Origin of the sequence: Eikenella halliae, from assembly GCF_001648475.1 — a bacterium.
Lineage (GTDB): Bacteria > Pseudomonadota > Gammaproteobacteria > Burkholderiales > Neisseriaceae > Eikenella > Eikenella halliae.
In genome coordinates this window covers 100511-117417 of sequence record NZ_LXSQ01000020.1, presented here as the reverse complement: position 1 = coordinate 117417, position 16907 = coordinate 100511, and the positions used below count along the sequence as shown (strand labels likewise).

Annotated in this window: 14 protein-coding genes, 1 pseudogene and 1 CRISPR repeat array; of the genes and pseudogenes, 10 read left to right on the top strand and 5 right to left on the bottom strand. The window is 57.1% G+C overall.

Going from position 1 to position 16907, the window contains the following annotated elements; all coding sequences use genetic code 11:
* Nucleotides 1-24 precede the first annotated feature (24 nt).
* From A7Q00_RS08295 to A7Q00_RS08275, 5 genes are all read left to right on the top strand, one after another.
* A complete protein-coding gene (locus A7Q00_RS08295) occupies nucleotides 25-984 on the top strand; it encodes a beta-ketoacyl-ACP synthase III (protein WP_064090089.1) in 960 nt (319 codons plus the stop codon).
* A 265-nt stretch (nucleotides 985-1249) separates the two neighbouring features.
* Nucleotides 1250-1543, top strand: coding sequence for a CRISPR-associated endonuclease Cas2 (cas2, locus tag A7Q00_RS08290; protein ID WP_064090088.1), 294 nt, complete (start codon nucleotides 1250-1252; stop codon nucleotides 1541-1543).
* 188 nt (nucleotides 1544-1731) lie between these two features.
* Nucleotides 1732-5794: a CRISPR direct-repeat array (repeat unit 32 nt; unit sequence GCAGCCACCTTCGGGTGGCTGTGTGTTGAAAC).
* A 218-nt stretch (nucleotides 5795-6012) separates the two neighbouring features.
* Nucleotides 6013-6351, top strand: coding sequence for a hypothetical protein (locus A7Q00_RS08285; protein WP_064090087.1), 339 nt, complete (start codon nucleotides 6013-6015; stop codon nucleotides 6349-6351).
* A gap of 181 nt (nucleotides 6352-6532) precedes the next feature.
* Entirely contained in the window at nucleotides 6533-7849 is a 1317-nt protein-coding gene (locus A7Q00_RS08280; RefSeq protein WP_064090086.1) for a DUF945 family protein, read from the top strand.
* A gap of 392 nt (nucleotides 7850-8241) precedes the next feature.
* The gene (locus A7Q00_RS08275; RefSeq protein WP_064090085.1) at nucleotides 8242-9228 is read left to right on the top strand and encodes a metallophosphoesterase; all 987 of its coding nucleotides are present in this window, start codon (nucleotides 8242-8244) and stop codon (nucleotides 9226-9228) included.
* Nucleotides 9229-9289: 61 nt separating this feature from the next.
* Here the strand turns inward: A7Q00_RS08275 and A7Q00_RS08270 are convergent, their stop codons facing one another.
* From A7Q00_RS08270 to A7Q00_RS14315, 5 genes are all read right to left on the bottom strand, one after another.
* Nucleotides 9290-10093, bottom strand: coding sequence for a DNA adenine methylase (locus A7Q00_RS08270; protein WP_064090084.1), 804 nt, complete (start codon nucleotides 10091-10093; stop codon nucleotides 9290-9292).
* The gene (locus A7Q00_RS12940; protein ID WP_082887801.1) at nucleotides 10062-10244 is read right to left on the bottom strand and encodes a Com family DNA-binding transcriptional regulator; all 183 of its coding nucleotides are present in this window, start codon (nucleotides 10242-10244) and stop codon (nucleotides 10062-10064) included. The genes A7Q00_RS08270 and A7Q00_RS12940 overlap by 32 nt, the downstream gene beginning before the upstream one ends.
* 166 nt (nucleotides 10245-10410) lie before the next feature.
* On the bottom strand, nucleotides 10411-10896 hold the full coding sequence (locus A7Q00_RS08265; RefSeq protein WP_064090083.1) for a hypothetical protein: 486 nt from the start codon (nucleotides 10894-10896) through the stop codon (nucleotides 10411-10413).
* Complete coding sequence (locus A7Q00_RS08260; protein ID WP_245637550.1) at nucleotides 10893-11519, bottom strand: DUF4376 domain-containing protein; 627 nt, start codon at nucleotides 11517-11519, stop codon at nucleotides 10893-10895. Before A7Q00_RS08260 ends, A7Q00_RS08265 begins: the two co-directional genes overlap by 4 nt.
* 6 nt (nucleotides 11520-11525) lie before the next feature.
* A complete protein-coding gene (locus tag A7Q00_RS14315) occupies nucleotides 11526-12986 on the bottom strand; it encodes a tail fiber protein (RefSeq protein WP_082887809.1) in 1461 nt (486 codons plus the stop codon).
* On the opposite strand from A7Q00_RS14315, the gene A7Q00_RS08250 reads away from it, so the two are divergent.
* The 5 genes and pseudogenes from A7Q00_RS08250 to cysE all read left to right on the top strand — a co-directional run bounded on the left by A7Q00_RS08250 (nucleotide 12973) and on the right by cysE (nucleotide 16854).
* Complete coding sequence (locus A7Q00_RS08250; protein WP_245637549.1) at nucleotides 12973-13377, top strand: phage virion morphogenesis protein; 405 nt, start codon at nucleotides 12973-12975, stop codon at nucleotides 13375-13377. The two genes, A7Q00_RS14315 and A7Q00_RS08250, sit on opposite strands and share 14 nt — an antisense overlap.
* A gap of 142 nt (nucleotides 13378-13519) precedes the next feature.
* Nucleotides 13520-13675: pseudogene (locus A7Q00_RS13565) on the top strand (metallophosphoesterase); the annotation flags it as partial.
* Between the two features lie 256 nt (nucleotides 13676-13931).
* Nucleotides 13932-14258, top strand: a complete 327-nt coding sequence (trxA, locus tag A7Q00_RS08245; protein WP_064090173.1) for a thioredoxin TrxA — start codon at nucleotides 13932-13934, stop codon at nucleotides 14256-14258.
* A 248-nt stretch (nucleotides 14259-14506) separates the two neighbouring features.
* Nucleotides 14507-15766 (top strand): transcription termination factor Rho, encoded by a 1260-nt coding sequence (rho, locus tag A7Q00_RS08240; RefSeq protein ID WP_003823056.1) that lies wholly within the window; start codon nucleotides 14507-14509, stop codon nucleotides 15764-15766.
* A 293-nt stretch (nucleotides 15767-16059) separates the two neighbouring features.
* Nucleotides 16060-16854, top strand: a complete 795-nt coding sequence (cysE, locus tag A7Q00_RS08235) for a serine O-acetyltransferase (RefSeq protein ID WP_064090079.1) — start codon at nucleotides 16060-16062, stop codon at nucleotides 16852-16854.
* Nucleotides 16855-16907: the final 53 nt, after the last annotated feature.

Here is a 16907-nt window from a genome sequence, read left to right as displayed (position 1 = left end):
AAACCATTCTAAAGCGACACACTCATGACCTACGCTAAAATCCTCGGCACGGGCAGCTACCTGCCGGCCAAAACGCTCAGCAACGACGACCTCGCCAAAATCGTGGACACCTCGGACGAGTGGATTACCACCCGCACCGGCATCAAAACCCGCCACATCGCCGCCGACAACGAAAAATGCAGCGACTTGGCCGTAGCCGCCGCGCACAACGCGCTGGAAGCCGCAGGGGTGGACGCAGCCGAAATTGATTTGATTGTCGTGGCCACTTCCACGCCCGATATGCAGTTCCCCGCCACTGCCACCATCGTGCAGCAGAAGCTCGGTATCAGCGGCTGCCCCGCGTTCGACGTGCAGGCCGTGTGTGCCGGCTTTATGTATGCCATCACCACCGCCAACGCCTACATCAAAAGCGGTATGGCCAAAAAAGCCTTGGTCATCGGCGCCGACGTGTTCAGCCGCATCATGGACTGGACCGACCGGCGCACCTGTGTGCTGTTTGGCGACGGCGCCGGCGCCGTGGTGCTCGGCGCATCCGGCGAACCCGGCATCCTGCACAGCAAGCTCTTGGCCGACGGCAGCTACGGCCACCTGCTGCAAACCCCCGGCCAGATTGCCAACGGCGCCGTTTGCGGCACACCGTTTTTGCAGATGGACGGCCCCGGCGTATTCAAATTCGCCGTGAAGGCGCTGGCCAAAGTGGCCGAAGACGTGATTGCCGAAGCCGGCCTCACCCCCGAGCAAATCGATTGGCTGGTGCCGCACCAGGCCAACTACCGCATTCTGGAGAGCACCGCCAAACACCTCAAGCTCGGCATGGAAAAAGTGGTGCTCACCGTGCAGGATCACGGCAATACCTCCGCAGCCTCCATCCCCCTCGCCCTCGACTGGGGCGTACGCCAAGGCAGCATCCAGCGCGGCCATACCCTGCTTTTAGAAGGCATCGGCGGCGGCTTTGCCTGGGGCGCGGTGCTGGTGAAATATTAGGCTTACAAGTTGACTGTTAGGCAATTAAGAAAGGCTACCTGAAAGTTTCAGGTAGCCTTCTATATTGAATGTAGCCTAACTGAGGCTTGGTATATCACCTTAATATTTAGAATCCGAGTTGATTTTGCAGCAGGGCTATTCTTATGTGAGATGGGTATGATATTGTTGAGCCTATGAAAAGTTTTTCTAGTTATCCTTAGGTTAATCTCCATGCAAACACAATAGCCTTCTCGAGAAGGCTACCTGAAAAACCGCGAGGCATGACATGCTGATGCTGATTACATACGATATTTCGCTAGAAGACATAGAAGGGCAGACAAGGCTGAGGCGCATAGTGAAATTGTGCCTAGACTATGGTGTGCGCGTGCAGTATTCAGTGTTCGAATGCGACATCGCGCCCGACCAGTGGGTTGTTTTAAAAGACAAACTTTTGAAAACCTACAACCCCGAAACCGACAGCCTGCGTTTTTACCACTTGGGCAGCAAATGGCGGCGGAAAGTGGAACACTATGGCGCGAAACCAGCGGTAGATGTGTTTAAAGATACGTTGATTGTGTGAATCGCCAACTTATGGTTCTCATGAAAATGCGGTAGGGTTGGCGAATTGAATTGTTCTTTAACAATCAGAATATTGTAAACGTGGGTATAACGGAAAAGGCTGTGTTATACTCGCGTTCACGCTTTTCTTGGAAGCTTAGCGAAATCGGGGCTGCGAAACCTGATGGAGCAAGGCTTTTGAGGGAGGCTGCAGCCACCTTCGGGTGGCTGTGTGTTGAAACTCCAATATCGAGGCAACGTGCGGTTCGACCTTCATGGGCAGCCACCTTCGGGTGGCTGTGTGTTGAAACCTGATGGTATTTAGCGCCCTTAATCGCCGTTAGGGCAGCCACCTTCGGGTGGCTGTGTGTTGAAACTAAACAAATGCAAGGCGGCGTAGAAAGCCAGCCCAGCAGCCACCTTCGGGTGGCTGTGTGTTGAAACTTCGGCGGCTCATCCGCCGTTTTCGGCGCATCAGGCAGCCACCTTCGGGTGGCTGTGTGTTGAAACGAGGGCGAGACGGCGGTGCATCTCTTCGATTTCGCAGCCACCTTCGGGTGGCTGTGTGTTGAAACGAGAGCAAATACGAAGCGCAGGAAATCTAAAGGAAGCAGCCACCTTCGGGTGGCTGTGTGTTGAAACGCTGGTCGCCGAACAGGCAACGCTGGTCTCGCTTGGCAGCCACCTTCGGGTGGCTGTGTGTTGAAACCAGCCAGGCGGCGAGGTCGGAAACGTTTACAAAAGCAGCCACCTTCGGGTGGCTGTGTGTTGAAACCATGTATTACCAACTGCCAACCTATCCCAACATAAGCAGCCACCTTCGGGTGGCTGTGTGTTGAAACGCCGCCTTCGGCGGGTGGGATGCTGCCTGCATTGGCAGCCACCTTCGGGTGGCTGTGTGTTGAAACATCACACAGTTTTATTAGTAGGCTGGGTAGCTGAGCAGCCACCTTCGGGTGGCTGTGTGTTGAAACTGCCGTGGCGGCCGGTGGGATGCCCGAATAGGGGTGCAGCCACCTTCGGGTGGCTGTGTGTTGAAACAGCAACCTAGCCAGCTGCCAATCCTGCCCGGAAGCAGCCACCTTCGGGTGGCTGTGTGTTGAAACGTTCATTTTTTCGCTCCTCGGCATGGGGCAGGCGCAGCCACCTTCGGGTGGCTGTGTGTTGAAACTCTCACCCAAACCGCTAAACCCTCCTGCCCCTCCGCAGCCACCTTCGGGTGGCTGTGTGTTGAAACAGCGCGATTTGGCCGAAGGTGGCGTTGCTGCCGGAGCAGCCACCTTCGGGTGGCTGTGTGTTGAAACGCGGCGGACAGTTTGGCAAACAAGGACATCAGCGCAGCCACCTTCGGGTGGCTGTGTGTTGAAACTTCCGGCAGGGTGATAAACGGGGTTTCGCCGACGCAGCCACCTTCGGGTGGCTGTGTGTTGAAACTTCGCCGGTGTACGGGTTCTCTCCAATGTCCACGGGCAGCCACCTTCGGGTGGCTGTGTGTTGAAACCAGCTTTTGCCGCATGGTTTCAAACTGCCGCTGCGCAGCCACCTTCGGGTGGCTGTGTGTTGAAACAATACGGGGTCGGGATTGGGCAGATAGCCGCCGAGCAGCCACCTTCGGGTGGCTGTGTGTTGAAACCGACTCATTTGATGGGTAGCGAGCCAGTAAAAGCGGCAGCCACCTTCGGGTGGCTGTGTGTTGAAACGCAAATGATGGCGCGGCGGTATTTGTCGGCCAATCGCAGCCACCTTCGGGTGGCTGTGTGTTGAAACAGGTGGTTTGGCTGGGGTCGTAGTGATAACTGGGCAGCCACCTTCGGGTGGCTGTGTGTTGAAACCCGCCTGTTATCGGGGTGCAATACTCGCTGCAGGAGCAGCCACCTTCGGGTGGCTGTGTGTTGAAACTAAGGAGATGTCTTGTACAAAGTAGCCATCTTCGCAGCCACCTTCGGGTGGCTGTGTGTTGAAACTCCAGGCGCTCGGCGGTGGAGCGGATATTGGCGGCAGCCACCTTCGGGTGGCTGTGTGTTGAAACAGCGCTGGGTCGGAACGGATCATGTCCCACGCCGCAGCCACCTTCGGGTGGCTGTGTGTTGAAACGCTGCCGCTGTGGACGGGGCTTACCAAGTTGCCGGCAGCCACCTTCGGGTGGCTGTGTGTTGAAACAGGTAGCCTTAAGAGGCCGTCAAAGTTTTATCCAGCAGCCACCTTCGGGTGGCTGTGTGTTGAAACGCTGCGGTGGAAATCAGCTGGCAGCAGGTGGACGCAGCCACCTTCGGGTGGCTGTGTGTTGAAACAATACACGGCCGCAGGCGACATTCTGAATTTACGCAGCCACCTTCGGGTGGCTGTGTGTTGAAACAGCACCGCCTGCAGCATTTCAGGCTGCCATTGCCGCAGCCACCTTCGGGTGGCTGTGTGTTGAAACATCTTAGGTTTAATCAACGTTTAAAGGCTTTTCGCAGCCACCTTCGGGTGGCTGTGTGTTGAAACAGGTAGTCTATCCTCCACGCTTATCCATTCGGATGCAGCCACCTTCGGGTGGCTGTGTGTTGAAACGCCTACCGCGTTCTTGACGCTCAATACTTCGGAGGCAGCCACCTTCGGGTGGCTGTGTGTTGAAACAATGGAGCCAACCCTGCCGCAAAAAGGGCTGGCAGCAGCCACCTTCGGGTGGCTGTGTGTTGAAACAAAGGCACGATTGAAGGCCGCGAATTTGACACCTGCGCAGCCACCTTCGGGTGGCTGTGTGTTGAAACGGCGTGTGAGAGGGATTTCAGGCTGCCTGAAACAGCAGCTACCTTCGGGTGGCTGTGTGTTGAAACTATATCGTGGATCAGCCATTCGCCGTGCTCACGGGCAGCCACCTTCGGGTGGCTGTGTGTTGAAACTTTTTCGGATTTCCCGCTGTTCCCGCAGCGGGAGCAGCCACCTTCGGGTGGCTGTGTGTTGAAACAACCTTTGAGCGGAAAGATTGAAAACTGTATGAAGCAGCCACCTTCGGGTGGCTGTGTGTTGAAACAGGCAGCCATTCGGCGGCATGGGCGGTGGGCAGCAGCAGCCACCTTCGGGTGGCTGTGTGTTGAAACAATACACAGCCGCCGTGGCGGCTGAAACAACGGGGGCAGCCACCTTCGGGTGGCTGTGTGTTGAAACATCCACGATCACCACCATGTTTTTAAATCGCCGCGCAGCCACCTTCGGGTGGCTGTGTGTTGAAACAGGCGCTCTCGCCGAAATTGGCCGACGGCATTTGCAGCCACCTTCGGGTGGCTGTGTGTTGAAACTATCCGTGTGCCTATCCAACGCATCACCGGCACGGGCAGCCACCTTCGGGTGGCTGTGTGTTGAAACGCTTCTGCTGGCGGCGGCGCTGCAACGAGGGCGCGCAGCCACCTTCGGGTGGCTGTGTGTTGAAACACCACGTCGCCTGCTATCCAGCGGCGATTTTTTGCAGCCACCTTCGGGTGGCTGTGTGTTGAAACTCTGCGGATTTCTTCAATCGATTTCATGCTGCAGCAGCCACCTTCGGGTGGCTGTGTGTTGAAACGCTGCGGATGCCGTGGCTGCGGCTAATAGCAAAACGCAGCCACCTTCGGGTGGCTGTGTGTTGAAACGCTGCGGATGCCGTGGCTGCGGCTGATGGTAAAACGCAGCCACCTTCGGGTGGCTGTGTGTTGAAACCGGAATCCAGCCGGCCAGCCGCCTTTTTAAGTCGGCAGCCACCTTCGGGTGGCTGTGTGTTGAAACCACCATGTGCGCATAGGGCACATAGCCTTTGTTGCAGCCACCTTCGGGTGGCTGTGTGTTGAAACAATCGTATATTTCAATTTTTGGCTATTCATAGCCGCAGCCACCTTCGGGTGGCTGTGTGTTGAAACCGCGCAAGGCGGAGGCGGAAGCCTGGGCGGCGAAGCAGCCACCTTCGGGTGGCTGTGTGTTGAAACCATGCGGTATAAAACATCAATGGCTTCCGCGCCTAGCAGCCACCTTCGGGTGGCTGTGTGTTGAAACATGGGTATCTAAGTTTTCGCAAAACGTGTAGGGCAGCAGCCACCTTCGGGTGGCTGTGTGTTGAAACGATGCAGGCATATAGGATGAGTGAGCCATAGCGGGCAGCCACCTTCGGGTGGCTGTGTGTTGAAACCGGCCTGCCCTCGCCCGATGTGGTGCGTGCCGTGGCAGCCACCTTCTGGTGGCTGTGCGTTGAAACGGCGTAGTGTTTACCGTGTGCCATGTCGCCTACCCCAGCCACCTTCGGGTGGCTGTGCATTAAAACGGTACGGGCGGTGGCGATGTGCCCCGCCCAAGCCCCTCATATTTGATTTAATGCAAACAAACCCGGCATCAGCAATACCGACTAACTCAATGTTATACCCTATCCGTTACGTTATACCAAATTATAAATTTATATAAATCAACAAATTACTTGCAATCAATATCCGTTTCCACTATCATTGCCCCATCTGTAAACACTTCCCGAAGAAAGGAAACAAAATGAGCAATTGTCATACCCATGCCAACCACCAACACGTTCACGGCGAAGGCTGCGGTCACACCGCCGTCAAACACGGCGACCACATCGACTACATCCACGACGGCCACCTGCACCACGAACACAACGGCCACTACGACGAACACAGCCTTGATGTAAACGCCACCAACCCCGACGGCTGCCACCCTGTGCAAACCTGTGCCGGCCATGTTCACGGAGAAGGCTGCGGCCACGAAGCCGTGCCGCACGGCGACCACACCGACTACATCGTAAACGGCCGCCTGCACCACCAGCACGGCGACCACTGCGACGACCACGGCCCGGTGGAAATCGTTAAATAAACCCATGTCGAAACCATTTTCAGGTAGCCTTCCCATCGTGAAAGGCTACCTGAAAATATTTCGGCCAAAGTTAAACCAACCATTGCCTCAGCAGAGCCCAAACAATTATTGATTCCCCGCCAGCCGGTAAACCGTAGGCATGCTAAAATCCCCTCCTCCAACACCATCTCGAAAGCCCATCATGAACAAAGCCCTCATCGGCAGCATTGCCGGCCTTCTCGTGCTCGGTGGCACAGCCGTCGGCGGCAGCCTCTATGCCGACCAACAACTCACCGACAAAGCCTACTCCCCCGAGCTCATGCAACGCTCCTTCGGCCTAGCCAATTTCCAGGCCCAAACCAATTTGGGCATCCTGTCCGGCAGCGCACAATGGCAAGGCGACCTCGTATTCGACCCCTGCCAACCCGGCGACAAAGTCACCATCCGGGGCAACGACACCATCCACCGCTCCCTGTCCGGCTACCGCATCGACAGCAAAATCTACATCGTATCCGACTCCAAGCAGTTCAACACCTACTTCCCCGAAGGCTTCCTCCTCAATGTCCGCCGCCACATCGGCTGGGGCGGCAACGTACAAACCAGCTTCAACCTCCCCGGCCGAACCATCCAGAAAGACAGCAACACCCTAACCTGGCAAGACATCAACGGCCAAGTCAGCCTGAACAAAGAAAACAACGAACTCATCCCCACCGAGTTCCAATTCAGCATCCCCGCCATCGAGTTCAAATCCGGCCAAACCAGCTTCAGCCTGCAAAACCTCAGCCACCGCAGCCAAAACAGCTTCCTCGGCCACGGCAAGCTGCAGACCGGCAGCAGCGAAACCACCCTCGCCGCCCTCACCTTCATCAGTTCCCCCGGCAACAGCATCGTTTTCAGCCAAATCAAAACCACCGGCACCCAAAGCATCAACGGCCCAACCACCTCCTGGGGCAGCGCCTTCAACATCCAGCGCATCGACATCAACCAACAAGGCCACCGCTACGACAACAACGCCAGCCAAAGCGCAGGCAGCAAGCACAGTATCGAAGGCCTGCAACTGAACAGCAACTTCAACGGCCTCAACACCCAGGCCATGCAATCCTTCAGCGACCTAATCTCCCGCCAACGCAGTGTCTGCATTCCGCGCGCCGAGTTCAAAACCAAACTGAGTGAGATCGCCACCGCCATGCTCAACAGCGGCCTGAGCATCCAAGCCCAAGGCAACCAAATCAAACTCGACGGTTTCCCTATCACCGCCGATGCCGAGCTCACCCTGCCCCCGGGTCAATACGGCAATATCGAAAACATCCGACCCGAAACCTTGGAGCAAAACCTGCAATACCGTGCCGACATCCGCATCCACCAAGGCTTCATCCAAGCAGCCAACCACACTTTTGCCGACTGGTCGAACAGCAGCTACAACGAAGAAGACACCCGGCAAATCATCGCCAAGCTGCTCCAGCTTCCGGAAGCCAAACAAGAAGGCGACACCATCCGACTGATCTACCGCAAACCCTAAACCGGCAAAGCATCCGCCTATTTTTCAGGTAGCCTGCATCCCGGCAGGCTACCTGAAAACTATTTCTTCCCCGCATGAAAGCGGTTTATGGCCAGCCGGATTGACTTTCGATACAAAACAGTGAACCGCAGGCAACACAAAAGCACGTCAAGGCGGAGTAACGCGCTCACGGAAGTTAAGCCGGTTTGCCATATGGCTGCAATAAGTTTTTGCCTGTAAACACCATCTCACACCGTATCGGGCTACAATCCGCGCCTTACCCCAACCATAATATAGTGGATTAAATTTAAATCAGGACAAGGCGGCGAGCCGCAGACAGTACAAATAAGTACGGCAAGGCGAGCCAACGCTGTACTGGTTTTTGTTAATTCACTATAAATGACCTACACATCATGCTTTGGATTCTCTTGCTCGGTTTTTTAGTGATGCAGCTATTCGGCTGGCTGTTTGCCAAAGGGCTGCTGTGGCTGCTGCCGCACAGTTTGAGCCGCACGGCCCGCCGTGCCGTGTGGATGCTGGTATTCTGCATCGGCAACGGGCTGTTTTTCATTTTGTTTTTCCATTTGTCGTCTATACTGTTCCGTTTGCTCACGCTGTGGCTGGTGGTGCTGCTCTACGGCGTGCTGACCATGCTGGCGGTGTGCTCGGCCGGGCGGCTGCTGCGCCTGAAATGGCCGCCGGAGCGTACGCTGGCGGCGAGGCGCGTATTGGCGGCAGGGCTGTTTTCCGGCCTATTCGCGCTGTCGCTCTACAATGCCTACACGCCGGTGGTGCGGCATTATGCAGTGCGCATCGGCAAGCCTTTGGATAAGCCGGTGCGCATCGGCGTAGCCAGCGACCTGCACTTGGGCGTGCTGTTCGGCAGCCGGCAGATCGACGAGCTGGTACGCATCATGCAGCGCGAACAGGTAGACATCATCCTCCTGCCCGGCGATTTGATGGACGACGATACCGAAGCCTACAACATGGAACACATGCAGCCACACCTGCAGCGCCTGCGCGCGCCGCTGGGCGTGTATGCCACGCTGGGCAACCACGATTTGTTCGGCCACCAGGCCGAAATCGCCGCCGCGCTGCAAGAGGCCGGCATCACGGTGCTGCACGACAGCGCGGCAAACGTGGACAACCGCTTCTGGGTGCTCGGCCGGCCCGATGAAATGGACGCGCACCGCGCCGACACCGCCGATTTGCTCAAACAAATCGACACCGCCCGCCCCGTATTCCTGCTCGACCACCGCCCCACTTCCATCACGCGGCACGAGCAGCTGCCCATCGACATCCAAGTGTCCGGCCACGTGCACAACGGCCAGATTTTCCCCGGCAATCTTGAAGCCGCGCGCGATAAATATCCCCACTTCGGCGCGATAAATCAGTCCTGATATTATTGCACCCTATGCAACAACGTTACAAATCCCACCTTACTTGGTGGGATTTTTTACATCAAGCCGGCTCTGCGTTGATGGGGTAGTTGGCAATCAACAGCTCGTCAGCTTCGGTAGTGACCTCCTTATTGATGCTGTAGCGCAGGCTGACCTCTTTAAACTGGAAGCCGGTGAAGATCTCCCTAATGGCCGGCACGTCGTTAATCGACAGCAGAAAGTGCCCTTTGATGTTTCGTAGCTGCTCGGCCAGCCGTTCGAAATCTGCCTTAGCAAAGATGCCTTTGCCGTACATCGTCTCACAGTCCCAATACGGCGGGTCAATGTAGAAGAAGGTGCCGGGCTTGTCGTAGCGGGCGATGAAGTCGTCGTAGTTGAGCCGCTCCAGCATCACGCCCTGCAGGCGTCGGTGGCTGTGTTGCAGCTCCTCGGCCAACCTGTCGGCGCGGAACTTGGGCGGGCGCGTGCTGGTGGCAGCACAGCAGAACTCGGCCACCTTGCCGCCGAAACCCATGCGGTGCAGGTAGAGGAAGCGCACCGCACGCTGGATGTCGGTCAGGGTGGTGGGATTGCAATGCTGCAGCCGGCAATACTCATCGCGGCTGGGCAGCAGGTATTCGGCATGCCGCAGCAGCTCGGGCAGGTGGTTTTGAACACACCTATATAGATTGATGACATCGGCGTTGATGTCGTTGATGGCCTCCACTTTGGAAGGCGGCTTTTTGAACAGCACCCATGCCGCACCGCCGAACACTTCAGCGTAGCAGGTATGGTCTGACGGGATTAACGGAATGATGGTACCGGCCAGGCGGTATTTGCCGCCCAGCCAGCCCCTAAGCGGACTGACGGGATGGATGTTGCCCATGATGCTTACTCCTTGAAGTTTGGCGCTCACAGGCACTCTGGGTTGTTAAAGAACCAAATTGGTTGACCGCTTTGCAGCGCGGGCATTTGATTTCCAGCTCGCCCTCGCCTTTGGCCAACAGCTTATTGCAGTTTTTGCAACGATATTGCATTTTTGCAGCTCCCACATTACCGGTATGTTAGAATCCGCCCGCCTCTAGAGGTGGCGGCCTTGGGTCATGCAGGCCTGGTCTGCTTGGCTGGCGCGGTTTGGTGGGCAAACACCGGCCGCGCCGCCGTCCTACTTATTGCGTATACCCGCCCCTGTGGCGGGTATTTTTATGCCTCCTCCTTATATAGTGTGGGCACAATAGCGGCGAGGTCGTTGGGCGACCAGCGCCAGCCGTCGGGTAGCCCTAGGGCAGTCGCACACCACTCGGAGCAAAACCAGCGGCGGCGGTTTTGGGGCAGCCCGAAAGCGATACCCAATGCGCCCATCAGGTCGTAGCCCTGCCCCTCGGTGGCCGCCCACACCCGCTGCAGCTGCTCGTGTGCCTCCGGGGTGGAGGGCAGCGGGATCAAATCCCATTTGGCCGCCGGCAGCGGCATTACTTTGCAGCGCACGCCCTTGTCGCGGATGGAAGCGGAGTAGCAGGTATAAACCGATGTCTGCGGATGCTCGCGCACCATAATCTCGGCATGGCTGTACTGGCCGCGGGTAAGGATACGGGTGAGCCAGTCGGTCGCCCTAGCGCACCACACGCGCCAGCCGATGCCGTCGCGGCGGCCTTTGTATAGAGCGAGATAGATTTGTTGCCGGTTCATTTTTCTACCTCCTCAAGTTCGGCGGCGGCCTGTTCGTAGTTGGCTGTCCAGCCGTCTGAATAATCGTATTCCAGCGGGTGTTCGGCTTTGAGCATGGCGGCTTTATGGCGTTCGGCATTGGCAAAATCAGCCTGTTCATCCACCACCATCTGTGTAGTCATTTCATCCAGCAGCTCGCGGGTCATGAGGACAAAATCATTTTCCATCGTTTTCCACTTCAGATCCGGCGGTAGCGTTTTCATGGTGCGCAGCAGGATGTATTGGGTGCGGCTCTCATCGTTGGTGTAAAACCACTTGCCTACGCTTTTGACAAACACCCCGTGCCGCAGGTTGTCGTAGCGCTTGACTTTGATGCGCTCCCACATCTCATCTTGTTGCTCTGCCTTAAGCTGGGCGGCGCACTCGGGGTCGATGTGCCATTGCTCGCCGTCCCAAGTGCTGGAGGGACAGGGTGCGGGGTCAGCCAATACAGGCTTGCCGTCTTTGCCCGGCATAACGATTCGCCCGGTACATTGCCCGACAACCAGCGCCTCATGCTCGACGGCGGTGAGGGCGACTGCGCCTTCCGGCGGCGTGCCGTCGGTATGCAAAAATCCGTTTTGGTAGTAATACACAGTCATCATCTGCTCCTATTTCCAACGACCTACGGCCACAAAATTAACCGTCACATCCGGGGTGTTATAGACCGGCTCGTGCAACCAGTAGTGCACGGCCGACTGGTTGCTCTGCCTGTTGTCAATCGTTACCCAAATATCGCACACGTTGCCTTCAGGGCCGGACATGGTGGCGACCACCACCGGGGTGTCGACAAAGGCCAGCGGCCACGTCAGCACGCGGGCTGTCGGGTTGTTATTGTGGTTTTGGATGCGTACCGTGCCAGATTCGATTTGGGTGCCGTCCGGTAGCTTGCAAATGTCAAACGTGCCGATTTTTTGGTGCACGGTGAGCGCGGCCACCGCCTCGGCAAAGTCATTTATTTCAGCGGCGCGGTGGGTGTGCCCCTTGTCGGACTTGTTTTGCAGCCCAGCGGCCAGCGTGGCGGCATCCAGTACACCGGCATTGGTAACCTTGCCGTAAGCCTTAACCCACATCACCACGTCGTCCAAGCTGTTTTGCGCCTTGATGCACAGCACCATTGCGATGGCTTTGGGTCGGTTTTCGTCCGCCGTGGGTACAGAGCGGGAGGCATCAAAAACCAGCGGCCGCCAGTTGTTTGCTGCGTTAGAAAATACCGACATATTATTAACGGTGTCTGGCGCTTTACGATCTGGGTAGTAGATTGCCGATGACGACGCGGCGGCAGCGGGGTCATAAACCGTGTCACCGTCGTAGCCATATTTTGTTTCGCCGGTGATGTTGCGGATGGCGTCGCCCTGTTGCGTGCCAACCGTGAGGCCGCCCGCAGCGTTGCGCACAAAGCGGTCTTCGGCTTTTGGCACAGCGGCAATGCTGCCGTACTGCGCCACCAGCTTGCGGTAGAGTTCGGGATAGGCAGACTGCGTTACCTTGGCGGCAATCTCGTCGTACTTAATCCAGCCGTCCGGGATGTCGTCAAAGGCAAAATAGGCGGTCATGCCGATGTCGGAGCGTGTGAGATTGGGCAGCTTATTGCTGCCTAATACGCGGTGCAGGTCGGGATAGGTGGCCTGGGCAAAGGTGCTGCCGTCGGCCTTTAAAAAGCCTTCTTGGCTGGTAATCGCGCGTGGGAAGCCGATTACTGCGCCAACGGGCAGGCCTTTGCCGGCGGACTCAACAGCCTTGTCATAAGCCGCCTTCACCGCCTTCGGCGTGGCCGCCAGCTCTTCGCTGTTGCTGTCAGTGGCAGACGAGAGCTGTACGATACCGGCCTTGGTAGTGCTGGCCGCACCCGGTTTGTACTCTTCCTGCTTCTTCTTCAAATACTGCGTCCGCGCGGCCAGTTCCTTGGCCTGCCGGTTGGCAATGCCGTTCGGCCCGCCCAATACCGGGTCGGTGGTTTCCAGCTGGTAGATACCTTCTGACCATTGCGGGTTGTTCAGTTCCAGCCTCGAACACGGGCTGGGACAACTATTAAAGAATGCCACCCACCCGCGCCCGATGATGAAGGCCATTGCCGCCGAACTGCTCAGCATCACCGAAGACAACTTCGAATCCGAAAGCTGGGGCGGGAAAAAATGGCCGGCCAATGCGCGCGGCGGCAAAATCCTGCAACAGAGCGGGCAGCTGGCCGCCAGCATCCACACTGCCTCCGGCAGCAACTTCGCCCGCATCGGCACCAACAAACCCTACGCCGCCATCCACCAGTTCGGCGGCACGGTCAAAGCCAAAAACAAACCCTATTTGGTGTTCAAAGTCGGCGACGGCTTCCGCAGGGTCAAACAGGTCAAAATCCCGGCACGCCCCTACCTGCCGATGAGCAAAGGCGGTACACTTCAGGCCGGCGCCGAATCCCGCCTGCTGGATGTCGCCCTCGATGCTTTGGCACGGGGTGTCCGAAAATAAAAAAGCGGGCAAATTCGCCCGCTCCGTTTTGTTGCACCCAGTGCAACGTTGTTACAAATTTCCCATCCCCCTTCATCCATCCTCATCCCACTTAATCCCATTTATCTCACAGACCCCTTATATTTATCTCACTGGGTTTCACAATCTGGTGGTGAAGCTGCTCAACGTGCTCTCCTACGGCTACGAAGCGCGCGGGCGCGGGCATTATTTCGTTACCTCCGGCTACGGCTTCTGGGGCATCCCCTTGCGCCTGGGCTCGCAGTCGGAAGTGGTGGTGATTGATGTGTCGGGGGAGTAGGCCCGGCTGCCGTTTGGTTTTCAAACAAGCTTAGCGGATAATAGGCTACCTGAAATTTTGGGCGGCATCTGGGCAGGCTTGCCAACCCGATTCGGATATTGCACTTAAAACTTGGATGTGCGATCCTCAATAAGCCTCAAGGCCGCCATTGCCGAAAGCTATAAACACCATTGCCGCCGTGCCGCCGGTCTTGTTATTTTGCGGCGAAACCCGTATCTTGCCCGCCATCCGAAATCCCTATCTGAAAGGAAAAAACATGAGCAACCAAATCATCCACACCTCCGATGCCGCCTTTGAAAAAGACGTATTGAAAGCCGAGCTGCCTGTATTGCTCGACTTCTGGGCTCCCTGGTGCGGCCCTTGCAAAATGATCGCTCCGATTCTGGACGACATCGCTGAGGAATTCCAAGGCAAGCTGCAAGTAGTGAAGATGAATATCGACGAAAACGAGCAAACCCCCGCCCAATTCGGCGTACGCGGCATCCCCACCCTGATGGTGTTCAACCGCGGCCAGCGCGTGGCCACCAAAGTGGGCGCCCTGAGCAAAGGCCAACTCACCGATTTCTTGAACGCCTCACTGTAATACCGCCTCATCCCGCCACCGCCGCAGCTTCCGGCGGTGGCTTTCCTTGACAAGCCACGCCCAAGCTCCTAGAATGCCGCCGTTTTGCGCCCATCTTACTTTTGGCGCGCAGCCCCATTCTCCGGCTTATAACAGCCAAAACTCTTAAATCTTCCAAACCCATCCCCACACATATCCCCATTTCCCATTATCTGAACCGCGCGTTCATTTAATCGATTTACCCATTATTCAACACAAAACATAATCTTATGCACGTTTCCGAACTACAAACCCAGCACATTTCCAAACTTTTGGAAATGGCCGAACAACACGGCATTGAAAACGCCAACCGCCTGCGCAAACAAGATTTGGTGTTTTCCATCGTCCGCCACATGATGAAACAGGGCGAGAGCTTCAGCTGCTCCGGCACGCTCGAAATCCTGCCCGACGGCTTCGGCTTCTTGCGCAGCACCGACACGTCCTATTTGGCCAGCCCCGACGATATCTACGTTTCCCCCAACCAAATCCGCCGCTTCAACCTGCACACCGGCGACACCATCGAAGGCAGCGTGCGCGTGCCCAAAGATAACGAACGCTACTTCGCCCTCGTGCGCCTCGACAAAATCAACGGCGACGACCCGGAAGTGTGCAAACACAAAATCCTGTTTGAAAACCTCACCCCCCTCTTCCCCACCCGCCCGATTAAGCTCGAACGCGATATTAAGGCCGAAGAAAACATCACCGCCCGCGCCATCGATTTGGTTTCCCCCATCGGCATGGGCCAGCGCGCCCTTTTGGTGGCACCGCCCAAAACCGGCAAAACCGTGATGCTGCAAAACATTGCCCACGCCATCACCGCCAACTATCCCGAAGTGGTGCTGATTGTGCTGCTGATCGACGAGCGCCCCGAAGAAGTAACCGAAATGACCCGCTCCGTGCGCGGCGAAGTGGTGGCCTCCACCTTCGACGAACCCGCCGCCCGCCACGTTCAGGTAGCCGAAATGGTGATTGAAAAAGCCAAACGCATGGTAGAGCACAAAAAAGACGTGGTGATCCTGCTCGATTCCATCACCCGCCTGGCGCGCGCCTACAACACCGTCGCCCCCACTTCCGGCAAAATCCTCACCGGCGGTATGGACGCCAACGCCCTGCACCGCCCCAAACGCTTCTTCGGCGCCGCCCGCAACATCGAAGAAGGCGGCTCGCTCACCATCATCGCCACCGCGCTGGTGGAAACCGGCAGCCGCATGGACGACGTAATTTTTGAAGAATTCAAAGGCACCGGCAACATGGAGCTGCACCTCGACCGCCGCATGGCCGAAAAACGCGTGTTCCCTGCCATCAACATCAACAAATCCGGCACCCGCCGCGAAGAAATGCTCGTTTCCAACGACCGCCTGCAACGCATGTGGCTGCTGCGCAAATTCCTCCACCCGATGGACGACCTCGAAGCCACCGAATTCCTGGTGGGCAAACTAAAAGACAGCAAAAACAACGACGAGTTTTTCGAGCTGATGCGCGGCAAATAAGCCCGCCGTATTTCAGGTAGCCTCTCAGGCTACCTGAAACCCATTCCGCATTCGCCCAAAAGCCAGCTATCGCTGCTTCCCGCAAAAATCATACGAAGTGGCACGACATAGTGGATTAACAAAAATCAGGACAAGGCGGCGAGCCGAAGACAGTACACACGTTACGGCAAGGTGAGCCAACGCTGTACTGGTTTAAATTTAATTCACTATAAATGAGTGGATGGGCTTTAGGCCAGCATCCTAATGATAGTAAAGTATTTTAACTATAGCCCTCCTAAAGGCTACCTGAAAATATGACCACCCTCGACTACGCCGACAGCCGCACCCTGTGGCAAACCATCTTGGCCGAAACCGCCCAAGCCGCCCAAAGCGAGCCCATGCTCGCCAGCTTCCTGCACCAAACCGTGCTGCGCCACAGCAGCATCGACCGCGTGCTCGCCTTCCACCTTTCCAGCAAGCTCGCCAGCCCCGTGATGGACAGCCGCGCGCTCAACGAAATCTTCTTCCAGGCGCTCGACAGCGACACCCGCATTTCCAAAGCCATGCAGGCCGACATCATCGCCTACTACGAACGCGACCCCGCCTGCGACGCCTACTACCTGCCGCTGCTCTACTACAAAGGCTTCCACGCCGTGCAAGCCCACCGCATCAACAACTGGCTGTGGCAGCACGGCCGCAAAACCCTTGCCTACTTCCTGCAAAACCGCGCCTCCGAAGTATTCGGCATCGACATCCACCCCGCCGCCCGTTTCGGCCACGGCATCATGGTCGACCACGGCACCGGCCTCGTGGTGGGCGAAACCGCCGTTTTGGGCAACGACATCTCCATCCTGCACGGCGTAACCCTCGGCGGCTCCGGCAAGGAAGGCGGCGACCGCCACCCCAAAATCAGCGACGGCGTGATGATTGGCGCCAACGCCTCCATCCTCGGCAACATCCGCGTGAACCAATGCGCCAAAGTCGGCGCCGGCAGCGTGGTGGTGAGCGACGTGCCCGCCCACAGCACCGTAGTCGGCGTGCCCGCCCGCGTGATCGGCCAAGGCAACGTGCGCCCCTCCGCCGATATGGATCAAAGCCTAGATTCATGACGGCATAAAGGCTACCTGAAAACAAACAGCCCAGCTTTCTGCCCGGCCAACAT